This window comes from Flavobacterium arcticum (assembly GCF_003344925.1).
Lineage (GTDB): Bacteria > Bacteroidota > Bacteroidia > Flavobacteriales > Flavobacteriaceae > Flavobacterium > Flavobacterium arcticum.
The window spans coordinates 992,527-1,017,581 of the sequence record NZ_CP031188.1; the positions used below are offsets into that span (position 1 = coordinate 992,527).

The 25,055-nt window shown below is 33.6% G+C and carries 18 protein-coding genes; 10 read left to right on the forward strand and 8 right to left on the reverse strand.

Annotated features, from left to right (window positions below; genetic code table 11):
- From DVK85_RS04515 to DVK85_RS04540, 6 genes are all read right to left on the reverse strand, one after another.
- Positions 1-6,912 (reverse strand): hypothetical protein, encoded by a 6,912-nt coding sequence (locus tag DVK85_RS04515; protein ID WP_114677294.1) that lies wholly within the window; start codon positions 6,910-6,912, stop codon positions 1-3.
- 46 nt (positions 6,913-6,958) lie between these two features.
- Entirely contained in the window at positions 6,959-7,558 is a 600-nt protein-coding gene (locus DVK85_RS04520) for a hypothetical protein (RefSeq protein ID WP_114677295.1), read from the reverse strand.
- 18 nt (positions 7,559-7,576) lie between these two features.
- Positions 7,577-10,147 (reverse strand): deaminase domain-containing protein, encoded by a 2,571-nt coding sequence (locus tag DVK85_RS13645; protein WP_240339567.1) that lies wholly within the window; start codon positions 10,145-10,147, stop codon positions 7,577-7,579.
- Positions 10,148-10,158: 11 nt separating this feature from the next.
- Complete coding sequence (locus DVK85_RS04530) at positions 10,159-12,285, reverse strand: hypothetical protein (protein WP_114677296.1); 2,127 nt, start codon at positions 12,283-12,285, stop codon at positions 10,159-10,161.
- 105 nt (positions 12,286-12,390) lie between these two features.
- On the reverse strand, positions 12,391-13,032 hold the full coding sequence (locus DVK85_RS04535) for a helix-turn-helix domain-containing protein (RefSeq protein ID WP_114677297.1): 642 nt from the start codon (positions 13,030-13,032) through the stop codon (positions 12,391-12,393).
- 228 nt (positions 13,033-13,260) lie between these two features.
- The gene (locus DVK85_RS04540) at positions 13,261-13,608 is read right to left on the reverse strand and encodes a toxin-antitoxin system YwqK family antitoxin (RefSeq protein ID WP_114678981.1); all 348 of its coding nucleotides are present in this window, start codon (positions 13,606-13,608) and stop codon (positions 13,261-13,263) included.
- Between the two features lie 167 nt (positions 13,609-13,775).
- Here DVK85_RS04540 and DVK85_RS04545 point away from each other — a divergent pair, with 167 nt between their 5' ends.
- Entirely contained in the window at positions 13,776-15,179 is a 1,404-nt protein-coding gene (locus DVK85_RS04545; RefSeq protein ID WP_114677298.1) for a hypothetical protein, read from the forward strand.
- A gap of 26 nt (positions 15,180-15,205) precedes the next feature.
- On the opposite strand, the gene DVK85_RS04550 is transcribed toward DVK85_RS04545, so the two are convergent.
- Entirely contained in the window at positions 15,206-16,198 is a 993-nt protein-coding gene (locus DVK85_RS04550; protein ID WP_114677299.1) for a TlpA family protein disulfide reductase, read from the reverse strand.
- A 25-nt stretch (positions 16,199-16,223) separates the two neighbouring features.
- Positions 16,224-17,213: a TlpA family protein disulfide reductase gene (locus DVK85_RS04555; protein WP_114677300.1), complete on the reverse strand. Its 990-nt coding sequence runs from the start codon at positions 17,211-17,213 to the stop codon at positions 16,224-16,226.
- A gap of 100 nt (positions 17,214-17,313) precedes the next feature.
- Between DVK85_RS04555 and DVK85_RS04560 the strand changes: the two genes are divergently transcribed.
- The 9 genes from DVK85_RS04560 to nuoF all read left to right on the forward strand — a co-directional run bounded on the left by DVK85_RS04560 (position 17,314) and on the right by nuoF (position 25,013).
- On the forward strand, positions 17,314-17,874 hold the full coding sequence (locus DVK85_RS04560) for a hypothetical protein (RefSeq protein WP_114677301.1): 561 nt from the start codon (positions 17,314-17,316) through the stop codon (positions 17,872-17,874).
- Positions 17,875-17,953: 79 nt separating this feature from the next.
- Positions 17,954-19,702 (forward strand): aspartate--tRNA ligase, encoded by a 1,749-nt coding sequence (gene aspS / locus DVK85_RS04565; RefSeq protein ID WP_114677302.1) that lies wholly within the window; start codon positions 17,954-17,956, stop codon positions 19,700-19,702.
- A gap of 148 nt (positions 19,703-19,850) precedes the next feature.
- Positions 19,851-20,045 carry a cold-shock protein gene (locus DVK85_RS04570; RefSeq protein ID WP_114677303.1) on the forward strand — a complete coding sequence of 65 codons (195 nt, stop codon included), beginning with the start codon at positions 19,851-19,853 and terminating at the stop codon, positions 20,043-20,045.
- Positions 20,046-20,350: 305 nt separating this feature from the next.
- Positions 20,351-20,716 (forward strand): NADH-quinone oxidoreductase subunit A, encoded by a 366-nt coding sequence (locus tag DVK85_RS04575; RefSeq protein WP_114677304.1) that lies wholly within the window; start codon positions 20,351-20,353, stop codon positions 20,714-20,716.
- A 31-nt stretch (positions 20,717-20,747) separates the two neighbouring features.
- Positions 20,748-21,299 (forward strand): NADH-quinone oxidoreductase subunit B, encoded by a 552-nt coding sequence (locus DVK85_RS04580; protein ID WP_114677305.1) that lies wholly within the window; start codon positions 20,748-20,750, stop codon positions 21,297-21,299.
- A 7-nt stretch (positions 21,300-21,306) separates the two neighbouring features.
- Positions 21,307-21,828, forward strand: a complete 522-nt coding sequence (locus DVK85_RS04585) for an NADH-quinone oxidoreductase subunit C (RefSeq protein WP_114677306.1) — start codon at positions 21,307-21,309, stop codon at positions 21,826-21,828.
- Between the two features lie 28 nt (positions 21,829-21,856).
- Positions 21,857-23,092: an NADH-quinone oxidoreductase subunit D gene (locus DVK85_RS04590; RefSeq protein WP_114677307.1), complete on the forward strand. Its 1,236-nt coding sequence runs from the start codon at positions 21,857-21,859 to the stop codon at positions 23,090-23,092.
- 5 nt (positions 23,093-23,097) lie between these two features.
- On the forward strand, positions 23,098-23,643 hold the full coding sequence (locus DVK85_RS04595; protein ID WP_114677308.1) for an NADH-quinone oxidoreductase subunit NuoE family protein: 546 nt from the start codon (positions 23,098-23,100) through the stop codon (positions 23,641-23,643).
- A 2-nt stretch (positions 23,644-23,645) separates the two neighbouring features.
- Entirely contained in the window at positions 23,646-25,013 is a 1,368-nt protein-coding gene (gene nuoF, locus DVK85_RS04600) for an NADH-quinone oxidoreductase subunit NuoF (protein WP_114677309.1), read from the forward strand.
- Positions 25,014-25,055: the final 42 nt, after the last annotated feature.

Genomic DNA, 25,055 nt, shown 5'->3' on the forward strand with positions numbered 1-25,055 from the left:
TTATTCAGTAATTATTATGTTGAATGTAACAGTATCAGCCTCTACTAGATCGAGTGCGGTATAGGTCTTGTATTTAAACTGAAAAGGTAAAGTACCTGTATTAATCGATGCCGATTGGTTCATTATAATTGCTTGAGAATAATCTTTCGAGAATAACGTTTTATAATTTTCATCTCCCATTTGGGTTGACTGGTCCACTACCTGTATAGTATCTAAAATATCAGCTATAGGTATCTTTGGGTTATTAAATGGCTCTGGGTTTCTAATCAATAGAGCTACAATATTTCCTGATGAAACATCTTTTATTTTTATAAAATCGGTTGTAGTAGGAGGGTCAGGAGGTGTTAAACCAAATATACCTTCTAGTACCCTATCAAAAGGATGATAAAACTGTAATGCTAAAGCTTCGGTATCAGTATTAGTACTACCCGAAACTAAGGTAAGTGCAGTTTGCGCCTGTTGGGTAGTAAGCGTTGTATTTATTTCAAAAACGGCTTCTTTTTCATTAATAACATTTCCATTCTCGTCTTTCTCTTTAAGCACATAGCTCATTACCTGCTCTGTAAAGTTAGCATAGCGAGAAGTTTGGAATACAAACTCATGTACTTTCTGGCTCTCTTCATAATCAATTTTAAGATTCCCTTCGGCATCTAGTGAGGTTTGGTCAGCAATATTACCGTCCATATTTTCATCAAAGGCATTATACACCAACGCAGTATACAATTTTCTTGGTTTCAAATTGCTTAATTGAACCGTATAGTAATATGAAGCTGGTTTTATTAAATCTCCAAGGTCTATTTGACAAGTAATATCTCCACTATTTTCAATAAAATCATTAAAAATTTGTATATCCAATGAAAGTGGAGGCTCTGAATTTACAGACCATGGGGTTAAACCATCTCCATTAGGTATTGTTTCAGGCACCGTTTCATGAGTTTCCCAGTCTTGTGGTAATGGGTAAGGTATAATTACATCAGACACAGGGTCTTTTATCGCTAAGTGCATTGCTCCTTTAATTTCGGGTAATGCCTCTACATTTTGAGCGTTAGGGTATGCTTTCCATGTATTAAGCATATGATATGCAAAGTCTTTAGAAAAATAAATATTTATTGTACATTGCTCATTACCATAGAATAATGGTTTAGCCAATAATATATTTCCATCTGCATTAGGGTAAGAACGTTTATAATCAATGTACTTGTTTAATGATGCTACAGAGAATTCTTCTATACTGGAATTAGGAGGCATAGTATAAGCATTAGGGTATTTATGGAAATGTCCTACAGGCCCTACCGTTTTAAAACCATAATAATAGTCAAACGTTCCCTCTGGTCTTTGTCCATTATCTACTTCATCTTTTAATTTAAATTTAATATAATAAGTAGTATTTGGTCTCCATACTGGTTGTACCGTTTTTTCAACCCCTTCTATCATGGCTTGAATATCTGCCTCAACATCTTCTTGTGCAGGAATAGTCTGCATATATTCAAAATTCTCTAGAGTTTGCCAGCATAATGACTGTACCGAAGTTTTACAATTAAGCATAATATACTGTTCCTCATTACAGTTACCCATACTGCCAATGATATTAATTATAGTTGAGCCACTATTTTGCATCATATTATATGCATCTAATATTTCCTCAACAGTACCCGAGGTATTTTCGCACCACGATTTTAGAAAAATTAGTTGTTGTTTAAATTCCTCAAAATGAGTAGTAATGTATTCTCCAATTAATAAATAGTCTGGATGATTCGCGTCAAACTCTACTAAAATAGTAATGATATTATCATAATATTGTAAGTAGTCACAATATGTATAGACATCTTTACCATCTAAAGGTAAGAATGACGAGTTAAAAAGATCTGTAAGATCGCTATGTAATGAACAAAGCTCTTCATCACTTTCTCCGCAATCGCAATTACCTAAGCCAGTTACAGTACTAATAATGCTATTAGCAGTTTGCATAAAAGCATTATAATAATCGAGAACCTCACTATCAGATACTTCAGGAGTACCACACCAATCTATTAATTTATCTAGCTTCTCTTTATAATCTACATAAAGAGTACTCAAATGATTTCCTATTAAACCATATTCAGGATTACTTGAATCAAAATTTTCTAATTCTAGAATAATAGAGGTGTAATAATCTTTATTCATGCAGTAATCATAAACATTATTAATAGACAGCTCTATAAAACCATCCATATATAAAGATGAAAGTTTAGATGCAAGATCACATAAATTTTCATCTTTATTACAAGGACTTCCTACATCTTGGCTACACCCAAGTGATTTTAAGTAAGCTATTTCTGCTGTAATATTATTAAATGTTATTAAATCTTCTCCTTGAAGTATTGTATATGAAATTCCTTCACTCGCCTCTTCAGCAGTATTCATTAATTCTGCTAGTTGAGTTTCTAGTTCATAAATTTCATTACCGCTAGCCGAATCAGGAGTTATCTCAATTTTTGAAACATTTCTTATATTACTATAATTTATTGTATTATCAAAAACTACAGGCGATTGTAATTCTGTGCTCGTTTTATACACTTCTTCTATAAGTGCGAAATGTTGTAATATAGAGTCATCATTTATAATTGTTCTAAAATATCTGATAGTAGCACCTTGCCCTGAAGTTGTCAGTTTTAACTCTGTTTTTGCAGTAGGCTCTGGCAAAGTGATTACTAAAGTATTATAACTATCAAAAGTTAATGATTTTTCATAACCAAAAGGATTAGCTATATCACTCACTACCATAGTATCATTTACGGCTAGAATTTCACCTAGTGGCTCACTACTTACTTCTTGAGAAAAATAACCCTTTATATTAAGATAAGCTCCATTTATAAAATCTGCATTATAATGGATAGGAGGATAATAGGTTTTATTGAGGTTCTTATTCAGTACATCAAAACAAAATGTTTCGACATCTGTAGCTGTACAAAACAATGTTGAAGGTGTTATACCATACTGCTCTGGAATAAACCAGCCAGGTTCTGCTCCATCTAAAAAAGCAAAAGGAGTAGTAGCTAAAAGACGAATGGTATCATAATAATTACCTCCATTATTTTTTTGCCAGTAGCCTACTTTTAAATTACCTACATTTTCTTCGGGAGCAATAGCCTTATACGGATGGTAATCAACCCATTCATTTAAATTGCCAGACCAAGCCTTTATCTCAATTTCTTCAATAGAATACTTATGTTTTACTTGACGAACTGTTTTACCTCCAGGTAACTGCTGTTTTGGTGGAATAAGGTCAACATATTTAGTTGAGCCTCCCGTATGTCCCCCTATTATTCCAGAAACAGCCGAAGGAATCAATCCTTTTTCTACCTTAATGTCAATATAAGTATCTAAAGGAATTATATTATTTATATTATTATGATCAGGAATGCCTGAATTTACTCCCAAATATTGAACTTCAAATGTTTCAAAAGTCATCATGTGTACTCCTTTCACAAAGTTTGACGTTTGTATCTTCTTCGCATAATCAGGATCATTAACTGCCTGATAAGTTAAAGAAGGGATAGGTGCGGCATCAAGCGTATTATTTTTACTCCATTTGATAGTAAATGGTAGGTCTCTACATATCGTAATCCGTCCGAAACCATAACTAATACTAGCACATACTCTAAGACTAAATTGAGCTATTATCAAGAAAGGTTTAGGTAACTCTATACTAAAGTATGTTTTTACTTCTGCACTAAGGTTAAATATCCAGAAGTCAATTTTTATACTACCTTCTGCCCTCATATAACCTCCTATTTGAGGTCTTTCAAAGCTTATATAACCTCCTACTTCTAAACTAGCATATAGTTTTGCAATAAATAAGTCAAAGTCAAAATCTACCCTAGCGCCTGCCTCTATACCAGAAGCAGAAAGCATAAGAAAAGAAAGTGACTTTATATTTAATACGGTTTTAAAAAGCGTAGAAGTAATAGGGGTTTGCTTCGTACCAAAATTAATATACCATGGCCTTTGATTTTTGAAAAAGAACCCTGCCTGTATTTCAGCTTTTATATCTAATAGCCAACCTTGACTTTTATTAAACTGATAGTTGGCACCCGCACCAAATTCAAGTGAATCATCTCCTATTATTACGAAAGCATAAAAAGGTGGACTTGATGGATCTTCCTCTGCCATTCCTAAGCGCTCACTAAGTATTGTTAAGCCTGCGTCAATAGCAAACATACTTGGAAGAGAAAGTAAAAGCATAGCTCTTAATGATGCTGTTCTACCCCCACCGTCCATAGTAGCTATAGAAGCACCAACACCTACTGAGAATGCCGAATTATACTCGGTAGTTTGTTCAGGACCACTAAATTTATCTACATTAATACCACGCTGTGGAGTCATATAATAGTCATACCAAGTATCATCTTCGGTAAGACCTATAGCTTGTTTTTCAGCAACATAACGATAGCCCAGCAATCCTCGGAAACCAAATATCCCTACAGGACCTAAAGGTATAGGCACAGGGAACTCAACAGATGCATCTATAAGAAATGCGGGATACCTAGGGTTAAGCCTCATAGCTGCCGACCCATATATCATTGGTTTAGGTAATTGAATCGAAATAGAACCTCGATATTCTGTTGAAACACCAGGTTCAGGAATTGTAAGAGAACCTTTTATGATGGCTATTGCTTCGGTAGGAGTTGCAGTTCCTGGTATAATAAGATCTATTTCAAGTGTAGAAATATGGAAATAATCATCTGAATAATTATCTGGGTGCTCATCATTATCTATGGTATAATAATATTTAACACCATTACCTCTTACATCTATCCCAAAAGGATCAACACTTATACCACCATCAAAACCTATATAGTTGTACTTCCTCATCTTCCCACCTCGTTCCCTTTGTATGCTACCAAAGTGAATCCCTGTAACAGACATTTCTATAGGACCTATAGGGAGAGTAAAATTGACAGGTATAAATGCATTACCACCTACTATTTCAAACCGTCCGTCAAAATAAACACGAATTGCAGGCAAGTCTATTTCTTGACCATTAAAAAGTGAATAGGCAAGGGTGCCCTCTGGAAAAGAAATTTTTGTATCAGCTTCAATAAAAAAATCTCCTTCTTCACTACCTATTTTAGCAGTTTGAAAAGTAATCGTTAACAATCCGAAAAGATTTAGAGGTAACCCATCAGGTAAAAAAGAAGCTGATAATTCAAAATCTTCCCAACTTTTCCATTCACCATAAACATCAACTACAGCTACCCCATTTTCTTGTCCTTCATTTTTAAACTTAGGAAGCTCTACCGATGCATGTAAATGAGAATCTACAACCTGATTTTGTTTAAAAGTAACATCAAAAGACTTGAAACCGAGTCGCCAACTTTTACTACCATTACCTCCTAAATCAAACCATAAAGCATTATTGTCACTTATTTGCAACAAATTTATATAGGAGTTATATTCCTTTTCATTAGGTATAACTACAGTATTATTTGTAGTAGCATCTACAAGGTTTATAGGATATTTAAACTTCAGCTGCTCTTGGGCTGTCAATGTATTCATGTAGGTTACAAGAGCATTATATGAGTTTATTTCAACTTCAGTACCTTGTCCTGAAATTACTGTAACAGGATAGTCTATATCAAAATAATCTTGATAGTAATTTTCTATTTCCCCATCATTATTAACCGCATAAGTAGGGGTTATACCAATAGTACCCGATATACCTCCTGTGCCTATTAATAACGTTTTTCCAGAAATTTTTAAGGTTTGACCAGAGTCTTTTTTAAACCATTTTTTAGGTAAAAAAATATCAAGCTGTTCTGCATATACCCCAATAAACTCTGGAGGGCGACCATCACTATCTGCTTCGGGAATGTTACTATCTTTACTTAGGTCTATTTTTAAATTATTAAGATATACTATAAGCCCCGTATTCCCTATTTGTGCATAATTGTTAGACGTAATGTTAAACTCTAACGAATAACCCAATCCTTTTTCTGTATCTGCAAAAAATTCTGCCTCTCCAAATAAAAGTGTAACTTTAGGGTTACCCTCGCCATCTATTGTAGGAATAACCTCAAGTGGTTCGCCCGTTTGTGTAGTAAGGGGGCTATTACCCTCCTCGTCATATACAGGCTTTAAATACTCGCGCGGAAATTGTAGCCCTGCACTAAGCAAAAACGATGCTTTAGCTCTTGGTACAATAATTTTCTTTATATATTCCTGAATACCACCGGGAGATATTACAGTAAAGAACTTCTCTAGGTTTGCCTTAATTGTATCGGCATCAGCAACCTCTGTAGAATTGTCACGTAAAATATAGATATTAAAAATAACTTCTGCTACAGAACCCAACTCTGGGTCATTATTTATCGATTCTGTTACAGTATCTATTGTTGGGTTTTCTGGTAAAGTGAAACTTGAGTTGGGGTATACCTCATCAATACTCGATGCGAAATTTTCGAATTTTGTTTCTGAACCCGTAGGATTAACAAAAAAATTGAAGGTATTTGCTACTATCTGCCCATCATCTATGCGGAAAACTTGTAGCCCAATATTAAAAAATGCCTCAGGTGAAAATGCAAAATCATCCAAACTGAAACTACGCAAATAGCCCAATATTTCCCATTGGTATTCTACCCTTACAGGAAAAGAAGATATATTACTATCTGTAGCATCAGGGTTTAATATAAGCCTTATGTTGCCCAGCAGGTTTAAACCTATATCTTGCTTAGTAACAATATCTAGGCTATAAAAAGCACTATCGCCTCTATAACTTTTAGAGTACTGCAGGTTTTTGTAATGTATTTTATCGAATATTGCATTAAGCCCTTCTTGTATAAAAGAAAGAGACTCGGGCAAATCGTCTACGGTTACTATCTCTGATAGTTTAGGATAATACCTTCTGGCTATTTGTATGTTGGATGATGGCATAGTTTAGTTTTTATTAATTGAAATTTTTCCGATTCAAACAAATTTCTTAAAAGTCTCTTTCACTCATCAGAAAAGTAACAAGAAAGACATCTATTGGACTAGCATTTTTAAATCCTATTTTTAAAGTTTCTAGACCATCCTCTCCAGCAATATCATCTATATAAAAGTCAGTGTTATAATTTTCATTATAGGTACTTATTACATCAGGCATTAAAGAAGAATCACCGATGCTAATTTCAAATATATTAATGCCTATTAATTTATTTGTTGATATACTCCCTTCATTATAATATTTAACTTCTGCAACAAAATTATTGCTATAATTTTCAGGAAAATCAATGAGGCTATATTCTTTATGCCAATAACTAATTATTTCATTTTCAGAAGATTCATCTAAATATCTATAATGTTCTTTATTATTTATATTTTTATTCCATAAGTAGATACTAATAAAAACCTGTGACCCTAAAAATGCTACTTTATCGAGATTTAATTTTTCATCCGAAATTTCAATAAATTGTGTGTCATTATAATTTATATAATCAACCGAATAAGAATAATTAATCAGAGAAAACCGCCTTTTTCTTAAAATATGGTTAATAACGTCTTTTAATCTTATATCAAGTAAAATTTTAAATTTTTTCATTTTTATTATTTTTTAATATTAATATCCAACCCTAGTTCCATCTATTAATGTAATATTTACATTTGGAAACATCTGATTAAATTGCTTAATAGCGTTTTGACAAGATACACAGAATATATTCTCTGATACTATTTTTAAATTACCGACTACATCAACATATATATATCCTAAAACTGCATTTGGTTTAAGGGTTAATGCTAGCTTATTTAACATTCTATATTCAGAATCCGTTATTCTTAAATAGTTTCCAACTACAGAAGCTGTAAATACATGAGCTTCCATTCCAGCTATACCGTCAGAAACAGACCTCCAAAGATTCTGGGTAAGATTTTGGTTGGTAACAGCAGGATCGATAAGTGCACTTGAATCTATACCTTCTACCATTCCTTCTAAAAATGCAAAATTTCTACCATTAGGAGTGCTAACAGCTACTCTATGCTGAATAATAATTTGCTGAGCTGCTTCCCATTCAGTGGTAGAACCTCTAACAGCATTATTAAGTTGTAAGTTCCTCTGATTCCTATATGCAAGTATTTGATTTTCAACAGTTTCATACACCGATGAGTTTTTTCTCAATACATATAACTCAGCTAATAACCTTTCTCTTGTTATATGAAGCGCTTTAACTTCCGCTGCTGTCATCCTTGCTATAGCACCATGGTCGCTGTTTAAAGCATCAACGTAACCAATAAATTTAGTGGCTTTATCTATGTTATATGCACTATAAAAAATATTACCCCCTACATTGGTTAAACCATTGAGTAAACCTATCATATTTAAAGTTTCCAAAATTTCCATGTAGTCATTAGGGTATGCCTCTTGCAAAAATTCTATAAAAACTGGAGAACTGATAATTAAAGAATATATATCACCAAGAATTGTCCATGCCCCTATTATACCTCTGATTGTATTTGCTGTTCTAATAGCAGCTAATAACTCTCCTACACCAAAAGCTAAAGAAAGTACCTGTGTACTGACAGAAAGAGTATTTATAATATCTTTTGTATCTCTCTTTTCTAACAGGTAATCAATATATGCCGCTGATGCTAAGAAAGTAACATTAGAGCAATCTGCATATTCACATAAATCTAAAAATGATGGATTACTTAAATACGTAATTGAAACCAAATCAAAATGGTTTAATGTCACTTCTGACTCATCATAATAAGATGATGCTTCTATTTTAGATGCAGTAACTCCCTGATATGATACTGTCCTACGTGTAACCCCTTTTACAATTTTCTCCTTTATTGTAATTTGATTATCTGAAGGATAAGAGATATCATATTCTATTTCACCTTTAAAATCTTTATTAAATTTTTTATTCCATATAAAATTATATTTAACAAAATTATTATCAGTATTAAGCTGTTCAGGAGTACTAATTATATATCCTTCTGCAGTTTGTATTATATTATTTTTAGCAAGTACTAATGCATTAAGTTTTTCGGCAAAAGCTGTAAAATTGTCTTTCCCAAAAAAATCATCAAATCTGTAAAAAAGTGCTTTGTAAAGAGAGTTTTCACCTGTAATAGTAACACTAGGAAGGGGGAAAAGAATAGGAATAGATGTACTAGTGTACACTTTTTCACTAACTAATTTTTGTAAAAACTCTTCTGCTTGTTCATTAGTAACCGATTCAACCACCTTAATGGCAATTGGTTCCCTCTTTTGAAATCCTTCTGTCCATGAAGCAAAATACCAAGTGATTAATGCTCCAGTAGCCATAGTAGCTAGTATGTCTATCTTTTGTTGTACTGTTAATAGGTGAAGCATATTATGCCTATACATTACATCGATATATATAAAAAGTTTTTCCTTATCAGTAAGGTTCTTGATTTTTTCTTTATACTTATCGAGCATATCCAGCCAATTTTCAAGAGATTTCTTATAAACTTCAAAAGCTTTGCGATCATAAACACCATCTATAATTATCATTTGAAACTGAGCATTATCTATGTTTTGCAACTGGAAATCGATAAAAGCCTGAGCAGTTTTTCCTTCTGTTTCATCAAGTAATGCTGCTATTTTTCCTATTAACTCAATATCTGTACTATTAGGCCCATCATCGTTAGAAAGTAGAACATCTTTGTAAGTATTGAAAAAAGCACCTTGATGAGTAGCATTTCCTCCAAAATCATTACAATCGTACGAATTAGGGCTCATAGGGTCTATATTTGAAACCGTATTAAAAGTCTCAGGGATGTTTCCATTACTGCTAAATGTAAAAACATATTTTTGTTTACACTTGCCATTCGTTGTGAAAATAGAATAAACCCCTTCTACAATATCGCCTGATTCAGCAGGACTTAAGGAATCGAAGTTATTAAATTCTCCCTTTCTCCATTCTGAAGTTGTTACTTTTTCTCCTTTATTAAATCTTTCCTTTTGTGTATCAAAATTAGTTTTTTCAAGAAATCCATAAAAATTTTCTATTGTGGATCTATATGACCTAACATAACGCCTAGGATCATTGATAATTTTAAAACTATGTACAGACCCATCCAAATTAAACTCTATTTCTTGGAAATTTGATTTACGAAACGCTTTTTTTATTCCTATATCTAATATTACCGATCTTTCGCTCATTTTAAAGGGTTTTAAAGATTAAGATATTCTTTAACTAGGATACTTTCTTCTTCTGTAAGATTAATGCTATAGTCTTTACTAAAGTGACAACTTCCGTCTAATGAGTATATTATAATATCATTTTCAGGATACTTTATTTGTAAATCGCCTGTTGCATTTTCGCCCACAATTCCTATTTTATATTTTTTATAACTAATTCCTTCCGTAGAAATGAAATCAATATTTTCATCTTCAATTAGATTAACAAAGAATAGTCTTGGGTTTTGAAATTCAAACCCCACAATCTGCTCCCTAATTAATTGATTTTCATAGTCGGTTATACCAATTATTATTTTTGATGATTTAGATATACTTTCATTATTTATTTCTATTCCATTAATAATTTCAGTGTCATCGGTAAATTCTTTTATATTATATGACTTCGATACTTTATAAGTTTTATGAGGCTCTACATTACCATTTATACTAGACGAAGATTTTGTATATGAAGATATATTCTCCATAATATTCAAAGCATCATTAAATAAGTAAATAATTTCTGTAACATAAGTTACACGTTTCTGTAAAATGGAGCTATCATTGATATCTTCAATTTTATCTTTTGCCACTAATGTTTGTACTGCAAATGTCCCATTTTGTCTGCTATTATAATATTTATTAATGAGCTTAAGTTTGTATGAGCTTATTTCTGAATAATCATTTACACTATTCTTTAAAAGTGGTTCTGCTGTTATAAGATCGAAAATATCGTCTAAAAAAGTAGGTTTATCGAGTATCTCTAAAAAATCTAAATTTTCATTAAGTGTATTTGCTACTATATAGTCATAAACAACTCCTTGATATAATATAATATTAAAAGTCGCTATAGTAAGCTCATCTACCTCCGATACTGGGTTGCTCAATTCAAGTACTTTTGTAAAGGCACTTACCTCCCCTTCTTCATTAGGCGGGAGTAATAAATCATCTGCATTGCTAAAATTATTTTTAGCAGCATTAGTAATATCGGCTACCTGTCCATATAATACTGTGTTTACATTATTATCGGTAACAAACTGTAGGTAAGTAGTTGGGTTTGGCGGCGACTCTATAATAACAGACCACCCGTCAGTAGCATATTCCCTTTCGTTTAGAGTTTCGGGTTCAATACCGTATTTTAGAGAATTATTAGTTTCGCCTATTTTATAATTATTATAAAAATTATAAGATCGAGTCCTGTCGCCTTGTATATATAAATAGAGCTTGTTTTTGGTAATGAAATTTGTTAGCACATTATTATATATACCCTGACCTTCATTATTTTGCTTCGTGCCATTATCGTCTGTAATTACAGTTCCGTTAGCAGTGTGAAAGCCATAATAGGCAGCAGCATCTATAAATTGAAATATTTGTTCTTTAATACACTTATTTTCATAATCTGTAGCTCCGTTTAGTGTTATTTCGGCACTTGTTGCTCTAGCATAACTAAGGTCAAAATTAAATTGGCTTAATTCTCCTGAAGATTTATAATCGCCGTAGTTTAAAACAACATCAAAAGCACACTCACCTGCTGCAAAATCACCAAGCCACGCGCCTTCATGTATTAAGGGTAGCTCAAAAGAACCAAACCCCTCATCATCTTCTATAAACTCGCCATTACTCTCAACATATTCTGATTCTTTAAAAAAGAAGCTATCTATAAGTAAATTTTCATCTTGATTCTCTGGATCAAAACCTATATATTTTGCTAAGAAATTAGGATTGGGGTTCACAGGATCATTTTGATAAAAATCAGAAAAATCAGTTCGTATTTTTTGAATAAAATCAGAACCTCCAGTTTTTACCATATTATCAGTAAAAAAATCTGATTTTTTTAATCCTCTATAAATAAAGTATTTGATATTAACCCCTTGAACAGGTTGAGCATAAGGTCTAAGTATGAGGTTAACTTTATTAGCATTGTCTACTTGTGGTTGTATAAGAACAATACCCTTACATACTGCAAATGCTTTTGCATCTGTAGAAGCTGTAAATTTTGAACTGATATTATAGCTCGAGGAAGATGACTGTGGACCGAATGCTTGCGATTCAGTTTGACTAATTAAGTTAGGATCTGTAAAAAAATGAGATTTAGGCTCAATAGAAGTATTATTAGTTGGCATATTTTAATTGGCATAAAATTATATCGAAATCTAATATTAATAACGTATAACATTATGTAGCCAATCAAAATTTTAACATATAAGGATACTTTTGAGTAATTTATGTTAAACATACCCTTTTAGCCTTACCTCTCTTATAAGGCTCTGTTCATCACCCGTGTTAAATGCTTTCTTTAGTTTATATATTCTCTTCTGAATTGCGCTTTTACTTAATGAAATTACTTCACTTAATTCTCCTACTCTATATCCTTGTGATAGAAGTAAAAGAATTTGTCTATTATAATCTTCAATCATTAATTGGTTATCCCAAATCTCATTAAGACATTGCTTAACATGAAAACTTTGATAGTTACTTCCTTTTAGTACTGTTTCAAATAAATATTTTAATTCAGTTAAAGAAACATCTGTTTTAACGGCTAAACCTGTTGGTTTTATTTTCCTTACAATTTCATAAACATGTAAAATTTCAGTTCTAGACGTTATTACAATAATCTTACATTTAGACATTCTTTTTTTTAGTAAAACAATAATTTCAACAATGTAAGTGAAATTTAAATCATCATTAATCATTGTATTTAAATCAAAAACAACTAATTCATAAGGATCCATAGCGTTTTTAGATATCATTTTAAAAGCTATTTTATAACAGTATGTTTTGGATATATTTAAATCAATAAAGTTTTCATGTAAAGTTTTCTCAAAAACATCAATTGTAAACGGATGATTTCCAGAGATTAATATATTCATGTAATCTATTTAAAATTGGATAATCAATATTAATCAAAAAAAACGAATTATAAATAACTTATAGTTACAATATCATTATTAAATCAAAGAAGATACAACTAAATACAAATGAATATGAAAAAGATAATTATTGCAGCATTTATGTAGTTCCTTATAGCTGTCGCGACTTTAAAACATAAAAGGGTGTAAATTTTATTTACACCCTTTTATATAACAAGAAAATTAATGTTATTTATTAACTACCACAGCATCTCTCGACCACTTTTTCACATCAGCAATCCTACTGTCACTATAATCTACTTCACTAAGAGTCGTATCGTTCCAAAAAAACCATTTGCCTGACTTTATCCCGTTAGCATACTCTCCTATTGATTGTTTTGTACCATCTTCATTAAAAGACATCCATTTTCCGTGTAGCTTACCGTCTTTATAAAAACCTTCTTGCTTTATATTACCATTATCATAATAATACGTTGCTTTCACTGTTTGGTTTTCTATCTCGTATTTTGGTTTTATTTCCTGTGCTGATATAACACCAGCAAACAACATAAATGCTGCAATAATTATCTTTTTCATATTCATTCGTATTTAGTTCTTCAAATAACCTAACACAAATATACAAAACTAATTTACATTAAAAAAACATTTAGTTAACAATTTGGTAACATTGAAATATATTTAACACTATCATAGCTTTTAAAGAGAAGGTTTTTATAATTTTATACCTCATAAAACATATGATAATGAGAAAAATTTTACTCTATTGCGCTCTATTATTTGTTGGTTATATTGGTAATGCAGCAGAAGGTTTTACCTATACTTTAACCGCTAATCTTAAAGTAGAAAGTACTCATTCATTTAACCTTGTAACAGGAGCGAGTTTTCATGTAGTAATTGCTAAAAACAGAGATACTCACAAACACGATGTAATACCCTTTTTTGCAGATGCATCAGGTAGTGTAAAACAGTTGAATATAAAATCATATGAAGATGAACCTAAGTTTAAATCATGTCACATAAATAATGGCAATATTATCCTCACAGCTTACGATAATGAAACCTTACGTATTATTGATTATGAAATCAGCACCGATACAGCATACAATAAAGTAATAGAAGACTTTACAGAGCCAATTGCATTTTTTAGCGATGATAATAATACTATCCTATTGCGCCAAGCCTATAAAGGGGACGGACTTATAATTGAAAAAATTAAAAACAGTACTGAAATCACTTCTGTTCCTGTAACAATCACAGATGAAATAGAAAAGGTATTAAAGTCTTTAAAACGACAGCGCATCGACCAGATTAACACACAAGAATATGTTAAGAATGGCTCACTAAACTCTGCGCGTATATATTATGAAAACAACACTATTATAATAACTCATGATGATAAAGCTAATCATACAACAAAAACAATAAGCATTAATAGTACTACGGGTAGTGCTGACTTTAAAACATTTAAAGTTCTCGATGAAAAACACAAACAGCTAACATCTTTTGTGAAAGAAAACATGATTTTTGTAATGAATAGCAGTAAAAAAAGTATGGATATTAATGCCTTTGAATTAAACAGTGGCGAAAAAAAGACTTCTTATAACCTTACCAATGATTTAATACAATATTTTGATGAAGTAGATATGGATGTAGCTACTTACCTTAAAAAGGCACATAAAAACAATATAAGAACAACGCTTACTGTAAATAAATCAGGTGAAAATTATAGCTTGCGTGTGGATGCTGTTAACACTAAAACCTATAATTACAATTGGTGGTTTGACAATATGTGGTTTATGCGTATCCAAATGCAACAGCAACAACTAATGATGCAAAATCATATGTGGATGATACAAAATCAAATGCGCGGACCTAATGCTGATTTTACTACTTTACCTTTATATACTAAAGAAACTAATTTTAGTTTTATAATAGCTTTAAACAGCGACATGAAACTTATAGATAAGACAGAAGTTGATAAAGCAGATTATCCTGAAATTGATAAAAAGGAGCTTACCAAACAATTTTCAGAAAATAAGAAGATAAAACATTTTAGTGCTTCGTTTAACAATACTGCTATACGATATGTATACCTTGCTAAAGACAGTAACGAAATAGTTATAGACAATATAGCATACAACTTATAAAAAATGCCTGCAAAAGCAGGCATTTTTTATTTTAGGAGTTTATTTAATAAATCTTGCAGTGCAAAATCTGATGGTCTTGGCGCATCGGCTTTTACTACATTACCTTTAGGGTCTATTAGTATAAATCGTGGTATTGATAATATATTATAAGATTGAATAAAATCAGATTTGAAGTTGTCATCTGCAATAAGCTGTATTCCACCTAATGTCTCTTTTGTAACAAGTTCTCTCCACTTATTATAATCATTTTCTTTATCTACAGAAATACTTACAAAAGCAATATTTTCTCCTTTGTACTTCTCCTCTATTTCCTGCAAGTGGGGTATCTCTCTACGGCATGGCCCACACCAAGTAGCCCAAACATCTATATATACATACTTACCTCTTAAATCTTTAAGACTTGTAGTCCCTCCTTTATGGTTCTCATAAGTAAAAAGGGGCGATGGCTTTCCTTCAAGTCTTTTTGAAGTCGCTTGCTTACTAATTTGCATTGGTAATATTTGACTATCAGAGTATTTTAAAGTCGTACTCATTAAATTCCTAAACATAAAGTTATACTTTCTTGTTTTAAGTTTATCTTCAAATACAGCAATAAGACTATCTACTTCTTTTTGTATAACCTCTTTGTCTCCACCATCTTTAAACTTATCAATTAACGCCTTTTTCCCTCTAGCATACTCTGCCAAAAAGATATTCTCATCAGCACCTTTCCCTGTATATACAAGAGTTTCAATAAAGTTATCAGCATTTGCAGTTATAACAATATCCGAATCGTTACCTAAATACATCTCAGCTTCATTATCTCCATAATGCAGCGTAAACATACCCAATCCTTGTTGTAATCTACCCGAAAAATTTCCCTGCTTATCTAAGGCATAACCCTTGCGCCAAGTACCTCTTTGATTTTTGACTATTATAGAGTCAACACTATTATTTTTTAAAGTCCCTTTAAAATTTTGAATTTCCGATTGCGCATACACACCAGTGCACACTAATAATAGTAATAGTATGTTTTTCATTTAATTGGATATTGTAAAATATAATTTATTTTAAGAGCTTATCCAGTAACTCTTGTAAGGCAGGGTCAGATGGTCTTGCAGCATCAGATCGTACTACGTTGCCCTTTGGGTCTATCAATAAAAAGCGTGGTATAGAATGAATATCGTAAGCTGCAATAAAATCAGACTTCCAGTCTTTATCTGCTATAAGTTGTACTCCGCCTAATGCTTCTTTATCTACAAATTTTTTCCACTTAGTATGGTCTTTCTCTTTATCTACAGAGATGCTTACAAATACGATATCTTTATCATGATATTTTTTTTCTATTTTCTGTAAATAAGGTATCTCTTTACGACATGGTCCGCACCAAGTAGCCCAAACATCTATATATACATATTTACCTCTAAAATCTTTAAGACTTGTAGTACCTCCTTTATGATTTTCATAAGTAAAAAGCGGCGATGGCTTTCCCTTCATTTTTTGGGCTTCTTGTGCTCGTTTTGCCATTGCTTCCAGTTGCTTTTTCTCTTGGGTAAGTACCGTTATCATCAAGTTTTTAAACGTTTCACCTATTTCAGGATTCTCTAATGCAGATCGTAACTCTCTTGCTCTATCATCAACTATTTTTTGAGCTGCATTGGGTTCGTTAGGCAAATCGTCAAGTCCTGATATAAAAACTTGGTCAGCAAGCATCTTTTTGGCTAAAAAGTTATTCTCTGCCGCACCTTTGCCTGTAAAATGTATCGTTTTATCAAAGCTATCTGCTGCTACCGTCATATCAAGATCATAACTATTATCAAGATATAACACGCTATACTCTTTACCATCATATAATTGATATAAGCCTGTAGTTAAAGAAAAGCTATCTTTAAAGTTTCCTTTTTTATCAGCTTTAATAACTTTTTGCATCGATTTAGAGCGTATGACAAGAGAATCGCTATTCGGATTTTTTATAATTGCCGAAAATGTAAACTCTTTATTTTGAGCATAAATACTGCTAACTGTAAGTAAAAGTAATGTAAGTAATTTTTTCATGTTGTAAATTTAATAGTTGTAAAAATAGAATTTTTAAACTTTTTAGCTTACTTGCAACCGTTAAAAAAAAGCATAAAAACCTAACACATTTAAATATACGATGAAAAAACACCTCTTTATCACCATAATAACTGCGTTCTTACTACTATCCTGCGGAGACAGTAAAGAAGAAATACAAACAATCAAAATAAAAGGTTTGTATAGTATTGAGCTACCTGAATACCTTACAAAAACTACAGGGCTTGATAACAGTGCATCATTACAATATCAAAATACACTTCGTGAGGTGTATATAATGGTAATTGATGAACCTAAAAGCAAACTCGAAAAAGCTATTAAAGAGAATGCTTTAGAAGATTATTACACTCCAGATCTTGATGGATATGCAAAACTACTAAATGAAGGAATAGAGACAAGAGCAAGTCTAGATAGTGTACCACAACTAATATCAAAAAAAATAAATGGACTCAATGCAAAAACAGCCACATTTACAGGTAATTCTCAAGGAATAGATATTTATTGGAGTTTAGCTTTTATAGAAGGAAAAAATAATTACTACCAAGTAATGATATGGACACTTGCCGATAAGAAAGAGCAATATAAAGAGACTATGAAGGCTATGATAAACTCATTTAAAGAGACTAATAAAAGTAAAAAATAAGCTTTAGCAAATATTTGAATGTATATGAGTAAGCATAATTGGTAATAGTTGCTAAATTTGCACTCTAAAATTGAACACAATGTATAGAAGCCATAATTGCGGTGAGCTAACAGCAGCCAATATAGACCAAGAAGTAACTTTATCCGGATGGGTACAAAAAACACGTAACAAAGGCTTCCTTGTATGGGCAGACCTTAGAGACCGTTATGGCGTTACTCAACTTATATTTGATGAAGAGCGTACAGATGCCAAAGTTTTTAAACAAGCCGAAGCGCTAGGTAGAGAATTTGTTATACAAGTAAAAGGTATCGTAATAGAGCGTGTATCTAAAAACCCAAATATGCCTACTGGCGATATAGAAATACTAGTAAAAGAGCTTGCTATACTAAATACAGCTATAACACCTCCTTTTACAATCGAAGATGAAACTGATGGTGGTGAAGACATCCGTATGAAATACCGTTACCTCGACATTCGTCGTAATCCTGTAAAAAACAGCTTACTATTTCGTCATAAAGTAGCCATGGAGGTACGTAACTACTTGTCTAAACAAGGGTTTATAGAGGTAGAAACCCCTGTATTAATAAAAAGTACTCCAGAGGGGGCTCGTGACTTTGTTGTACCAAGCCGCATGAACGAAGGGCAGTTCTATGCCCTGCCACAATCGCCACAAACCTTTAAGCAATTACTAATGGTGGGTGGTATGGATAAGTACTTCCAAATTGTGAAATGTTTTCGTGATGAAGACCTTAGAGCTGACCGTCAGCCAGAGTTTACACAAATAGACTGCGAAATGGCTTTTGTAGAGCAAGAAGACATTGTACAAACTTTTGAAGGACTAGCAAGCCACTTACTTAAAGAACTTAAAGGTGTAGAAACAGGTACATTCCCGAGAATGACCTATGACGAAGCCATGAAAAAATATGGTAACGACAAACCAGACATCCGTTTTGGGATGGAGTTTGGCGAACTAAACGAAGTAGCACAACACAAAGAGTTTGGTGTATTTAATAACTCAGAACTTGTTGTTGGTATAGCTGCACCAGGATGTGCATCATACACTCGTAAAGAAATAGATGCCCTTATCGACTGGGTAAAACGCCCACAAGTAGGTGCTACAGGAATGGTTTATGCAAAATATAATGAAGATGGTACTATCAAATCATCTGTAGATAAATTTTACGACCAAGAAGACCTTAAAAAATGGGCAGAAGCTACAGGCGCACAACCAGGAGACCTTATACTAATACTAAGTGGTGATGCTAATAAAACCCGTGCTCGCCTTAGTGCGCTACGTATGGAACTAGCTACACGACTAGGGTTAAGAAATCCAGAAGTATTTGCTCCATTATGGGTTATGGATTTCCCGCTATTAGAATGGGATGAAGAAACAGAACGATTCCATGCTATGCACCACCCATTTACATCGCCAAAACCAGAAGATATGCCGCTACTAGAAACAGATCCAGGTAAGGTAAGGGCGAATGCTTATGACCTTATACTGAATGGTAACGAAATAGGCGGTGGTTCTATCAGGATACACGATAAAGCTACACAACAGCTTATGTTTAAATACTTAGGCTTTACCGAAGAAGAAGCAAAAGCACAGTTTGGTTTCCTTATGGATGCTTTCCAGTATGGTGCACCACCACACGGCGGGCTTGCCTTTGGGTTTGACAGGCTTGTAGCAATATTAGGCGGACAGGAAACTATTAGAGATTTTATTGCTTTCCCAAAAAACAACTCAGGTCGTGATGTAATGATTGATGCGCCTTCGGCAATTGATGATACACAACTCAAAGAACTGAGCATAAAGCTAAACCTCTAATATTAATTTTTTCTGTTTATAAATTTCTTTAAAAAAAATTCAAACTCCTGTAAATCAATTTATTTTTATGTAAATTTTTCAATATTATCTTTGCAGTCTCATAATAAAGTTTACCTTTGACAATTATTAATTATTTTTTTATTACAGAATGCGAACAGGCAAAGTTAAATTTTTCAATGAGTCCAAAGGTTATGGATTTATTACAGACGACGAAACAGGTAAAGACATCTTTGTACACGCTACAGGAATCAAAACGGAGGATCTTCGTGAAGGTGATAGTGTAAGCTACGAAGAAGAAGAAGGAAGAAAAGGTAAAGTAGCTGCTCAGGTAGTAGCGATCTAAGACAATATAAATACTATTGCTTACCTATTGAAAATTTAAGAGCCGCTCAAAAGAGCGGCTCTTTTTTTTGTTTTTAAGAATAAAACCACCACCATCCTCAACCCAAACCACCATATGTTAATAATTCGTTAACAATAAAAATAATTCACCAGCAATTCTATAAAAAAGCAAAGTACAATGTTTTGTAATTTTTATTCATTCTAAATAAAAATTAACACAAATAAACCGATACAAAAAGCAAACCTTGATTTAGTTTAAAAATTGACGTGTATATTTGTGAATTATTATTAAAAATCTAAGCTATCATGCAAACTACACAGGTAGATTACTTCCCGATAATTATGCAGCTATTACTAGCTGTTGGTTTTGTAGTAGGTACTATTATAATTTCAAGCTTTCTAGGACCAAAGAGGCACTCTATTAACAAAGATAAAAACTTTGAATGTGGTGTTGAATCTATTGGTAATGCTAGAATACCATTCTCTGTAAAATATTTTCTTGTTGCCATATTATTTGTTTTATTTGACGTAGAGGTAATATTTATGTATCCTTGGGCAGTAAACTTTAGAGCAATGGGCTTTGAAGGTTTAGCAAAGATGGGTATCTTTATGTTTTTACTGATAGTAGGCTTCTTCTATGTAATGAAGAAAAAAGGCCTAGAGTGGGAATAACAACACCTAATAACCATAATTAATAAGTATAATGAGCGATTCATCAGACATACAATTAGTTAACGCTCCCGAAGGAGTAGAGGGAAACGGATTTTTTGCCACTAAGCTCGACGATGTAGTAGGGCTTGCACGTGCTAATTCGTTATGGCCTTTACCATTTGCCACCTCATGCTGCGGTATCGAGTTTATGGCAACTATGGGTGCAAATTATGATTTAGCACGTTTCGGTTCAGAGCGTATGAGTTTTTCACCACGCCAAGCCGATATGCTTTTAGTAATGGGTACCATCGCCAAAAAAATGGCACCAATATTACGTCAGGTTTACGAGCAAATGAGCGAGCCACGTTGGGTTATCGCTGTTGGAGCTTGTGCATCATCTGGTGGTGTATTCGACACTTATTCTGTATTACAAGGTATAGATAAGGTAATACCTGTAGATGTTTATGTACCAGGTTGCCCACCAAGACCAGAGCAAATACTTGATGGTATTATGGAATTACAAGAAATAGTAAAATCAGAATCCGTACGCAGGAGAAGCTCTCCAGAATATAAAGAATTATTGGCATCTTATAATATTTCATAAAGACACTATGGCTTTAGAAACATCTGTTATACAAGACAAGCTCACAAATAAATTCGGCGACAATGTTACCGAATTTAACCAAATAAAAGATATTTTCACCTTTGAAGTCGCACCAGATAGCATGAATGATGTTATGCGTTTTCTAAAAGAAGACTCGGTGTTGCGCTTTAACTTCCTTACTGACCTTTGTGGAGTACATTATCCCGATAATGAAAAAGACAAACAGTTTGCTATGGTTTACCATATGCATAACTGGGTAGATAATATTCGCATAAGGTTTAAAAGTTTCCTTAACGGAGATAACCCTGAAATTGACACAGTTACCAATCTATTTTTGAGTGCTAACTGGCAAGAGCGTGAAACCTATGATTTCTACGGAATTATATTTAAAGGACACCCACAATTGAAAAGGATATTAAATATGGATGAGATGGTGTCGTTCCCTTTACGAAAAGAATTCCCGCTAGAAGACGGTGGAAGGACTGATAAAGACGACCGCTTTTTTGGACGAACAACTGATAATCGCTAATAATGAACCTGAATAAATTGTAATATAAATGTCAGACCTATTATTACCACCAGAGCAACGCTATGCCGAAATGATTGCCAAAAGGCAAAACGAAGATGGTAGCGAGCTTTCTGTACTTAACTTAGGGCCCACCCACCCTGCTACACACGGTATATTCCAAAATATATTGTTAATGGATGGCGAGCGAATACTGGATGGCGAAGGTACTGTAGGGTACATTCACCGCGCATTTGAAAAAATTGCCGAGAACAGACCCTTTTATCAGATAACACCACTTACTGACAGGATGAACTACTGCTCCTCTCCTATCAATAATATGGGATGGTGGATGACTTTAGAAAAAACACTTGATATAGAAGTACCTAAAAGAGTACAATATTTAAGGGTTATTATTATGGAGCTGGCACGTATAGCCGACCACATAATATGTAACTCAGTATTAGCTGTTGATACAGGTGCACTTACAGGGTTTTTATACGTATTTCAATACAGAGAAAAAATATACGAAATATACGAAGAGATATGTGGTGCAAGACTTACCACAAATATGGGACGTATAGGTGGATTTGAAAGAGACTGGAGCCCAGCTGTATTCGAAAAAATAAATGTATTTTTAGAAGATTTTCCTGCTGTATGGCAAGAGTTTGAAAACCTACTTACACGTAACAGAATTTTTATGGACAGAACTATAGGTGTAGGACCTATATCTGCCGAAAAAGCGATGAGTTACGGCTTTACAGGACCAAACCTTCGTGCTGCGGGAATAGACTATGATGTGCGAGTAATGCAGCCTTATAGCTCTTATGAAGATTTTGAATTTGATGTTCCTGTAGGAGAAGCAGGCGACACATATGACAGATTTTGTGTACGTAATGCAGAAGTTTGGGAAAGTTTAAAAATAATCCGTCAGGCATTGGATAAATTACCAGAAGGTCCTTTCCATGCTGATGTACCTGATTATTACCTACCTCCAAAAGAAGATGTTTACAACAATATGGAAGCACTTATTTATCACTTTAAAATAGTGATGGGTGAAGTGCCTGTACCAAAAACCGAAGTATACCATGCGGTAGAAGGCGGTAATGGCGAACTTGGTTTTTATTTAATTACCGACGGTAGCCGTACACCATACAGGTTACACTTCCGTAGACCATGTTTTATATACTATCAAGCCTTTAACGAAATGGTAAAAGGTCAAATGCTTTCGGATGCGATTGCAACATTATCAAGCCTCAATGTTATTGCAGGCGAACTAGACGCTTAACGATTATGGAAATTTCACACGCAAAACAGGTTATAAACATAGATGAGAAGCTCACAGAGCGCATCAACGAACTATTAAGCCACTACCCTGCCGATAAGAAAAAATCGGCATTGCTTCCAGTACTTCACGAAGTACAGGATGCACATGATAACTGGCTTAGTATAGAGCTACAAGATAAAGTAGCAGAAATACTAGAAATTAAACCTGTAGAGGTTTATGAGGTAGTTACCTTTTATACTATGTATAACCAAAAACCAATAGGTAAATACATGTTCGAATTCTGTAGAACTTCTTGTTGCTGCCTGCGTGGTGCAGAAGATCTTATGGATTATACCTGTGATAAACTGGGTATAAAAGAAGGCGAAACAACACCCGACGGACAGTTTACCGTAGTGGGTGTAGAATGCTTAGGTGCTTGTGGTTATGCGCCAATGCTACAAATAGGTGACTATTATAGAGAGCATCTTACTAAAGAGAAAGTTGACACGCTTATTGAAGAATGCAAAGCAGGCAAAGTAGATTTACACAAACAAGACCATTATACTGAGTAACAATGGGAAGAAAGATATTATTAGAGCACGCAAATGTACCTGGGATAAAAACCTATGAAGTGTACCGCAAAATGGGCGGTTATGCTTCTGTAGAAAAGGCTATAAAAACCATGACTCCAGATGAAATTGTTGAAGAAGTAAAAACTTCAGGATTAAGAGGTCGTGGTGGGGCAGGTTTCCCAACAGGTTTAAAATGGAGTTTTCTTGATAAAAAATCAGGAAATCCTTCACACTTAGTTTGTAATGCTGACGAATCAGAGCCAGGAACGTTTAAAGACCGTTACTTGATGGAGTACATTCCTCACCTTTTAATAGAAGGAATGATAACATCTAGCTTTGCTTTAGGTGCAAAACTTTCGTACATCTACATTCGTGGCGAATATATGTGGGTATACCGCATATTAGAAAATGCAATTAAAGAAGCCTATGCTGCTGGATGGCTGGGTAAAAATATATTAGGTTCAGGTTATGATCTAGACCTTTATGTACATTGTGGTGCAGGAGCTTACATCTGCGGAGAAGAAACAGCACTTATAGAATCGCTTGAAGGAAAAAGAGGTAATCCAAGGATAAAACCACCTTTTCCTGCGGTTAAAGGTTTATGGCAAGAGCCTACTGTGGTAAACAATGTAGAGTCTATTGCAGCAGTACCTTGGATAATAAACAATGGTGGCGAAGAATATGCCAAAATTGGTGTTGGTCGCTCTACAGGAACAAAATTAATATCAGCTTCAGGACATATTAAAAACCCTGGAGTATATGAAATAGAATTAGGCTTAAGTGTTGATGAGTTTATGAACTCTGATGAATATTTAGGCGGAATGATGAATGACAGACCATTAAAAGCATTAGTACCTGGAGGTTCATCTGTGCCAATATTACCTGCACACCTTATTTATAAGAATGCAGAAGGCGGCGACAGGTTAATGAGTTATGAATCGCTTAGCGAAGGTGGTTTTCAAACAGGGTCTATGTTAGGGTCTGGAGGTTTTATTGTTTACAATGACACATCGTGCATTGTGCGTAACACTTGGAACTTCAGTCGTTTTTACCATCATGAAAGCTGTGGACAATGTTCACCTTGTCGTGAGGGTACAGGTTGGCTAGAAGGTGTACTACACCGTATAGAAACAGGACATGGTCGTGAAGAAGATATCGACCTACTGTGGGATATACAAAGTAAAATAGAAGGTAATACAATATGCCCGCTAGGAGATGCAGCAGCATGGCCAGTAGCAGCAGCAATTCGTCATTTCCGTGATGAGTTTGAGTATCACGTTCGTTTTCCAGAAAAAGTTAAAAATCGTGACCATTATGTAGCTGAACCTTTCGAAAAAGTAAAGCACTTAGTAACGAAACAAACAGTTTAAGTCAAAAGTTTAAAAGTCGAAAGTCTCAAAGCCTTGTGCTTT

What these genes read in the sequence shown, in the direction of transcription:
- aspS (WP_114677302.1), top strand. Translation starts at nt 17,954, where the DNA reads ATGTATAGAAGCCATAATTGCGGTGAGCTAACAGCAGCCAATATAGAC.
- DVK85_RS04535 (WP_114677297.1), bottom strand. Translation starts at nt 13,032, where the DNA reads ATGAATATATTAATCTCTGGAAATCATCCGTTTACAATTGATGTTTTT.
- DVK85_RS04585 (WP_114677306.1), top strand. Translation starts at nt 21,307, where the DNA reads ATGGCTTTAGAAACATCTGTTATACAAGACAAGCTCACAAATAAATTC.
- DVK85_RS04560 (WP_114677301.1), top strand. Translation starts at nt 17,314, where the DNA reads ATGAAAAAACACCTCTTTATCACCATAATAACTGCGTTCTTACTACTA.
- DVK85_RS04530 (WP_114677296.1), bottom strand. Translation starts at nt 12,285, where the DNA reads ATGCCAACTAATAATACTTCTATTGAGCCTAAATCTCATTTTTTTACA.
- DVK85_RS04590 (WP_114677307.1), top strand. Translation starts at nt 21,857, where the DNA reads ATGTCAGACCTATTATTACCACCAGAGCAACGCTATGCCGAAATGATT.
- DVK85_RS04555 (WP_114677300.1), bottom strand. Translation starts at nt 17,213, where the DNA reads ATGAAAAAATTACTTACATTACTTTTACTTACAGTTAGCAGTATTTAT.
- DVK85_RS04575 (WP_114677304.1), top strand. Translation starts at nt 20,351, where the DNA reads ATGCAAACTACACAGGTAGATTACTTCCCGATAATTATGCAGCTATTA.
- DVK85_RS04570 (WP_114677303.1), top strand. Translation starts at nt 19,851, where the DNA reads ATGCGAACAGGCAAAGTTAAATTTTTCAATGAGTCCAAAGGTTATGGA.
- DVK85_RS04545 (WP_114677298.1), top strand. Translation starts at nt 13,776, where the DNA reads ATGAGAAAAATTTTACTCTATTGCGCTCTATTATTTGTTGGTTATATT.
- nuoF (WP_114677309.1), top strand. Translation starts at nt 23,646, where the DNA reads ATGGGAAGAAAGATATTATTAGAGCACGCAAATGTACCTGGGATAAAA.
- DVK85_RS04520 (WP_114677295.1), bottom strand. Translation starts at nt 7,558, where the DNA reads ATGAAAAAATTTAAAATTTTACTTGATATAAGATTAAAAGACGTTATT.
- DVK85_RS04550 (WP_114677299.1), bottom strand. Translation starts at nt 16,198, where the DNA reads ATGAAAAACATACTATTACTATTATTAGTGTGCACTGGTGTGTATGCG.
- DVK85_RS04580 (WP_114677305.1), top strand. Translation starts at nt 20,748, where the DNA reads ATGAGCGATTCATCAGACATACAATTAGTTAACGCTCCCGAAGGAGTA.
- DVK85_RS04595 (WP_114677308.1), top strand. Translation starts at nt 23,098, where the DNA reads ATGGAAATTTCACACGCAAAACAGGTTATAAACATAGATGAGAAGCTC.
- DVK85_RS04540 (WP_114678981.1), bottom strand. Translation starts at nt 13,608, where the DNA reads ATGAAAAAGATAATTATTGCAGCATTTATGTTGTTTGCTGGTGTTATA.
- DVK85_RS13645 (WP_240339567.1), bottom strand. Translation starts at nt 10,147, where the DNA reads ATGAGCGAAAGATCGGTAATATTAGATATAGGAATAAAAAAAGCGTTT.
- DVK85_RS04515 (WP_114677294.1), bottom strand. Translation starts at nt 6,912, where the DNA reads ATGCCATCATCCAACATACAAATAGCCAGAAGGTATTATCCTAAACTA.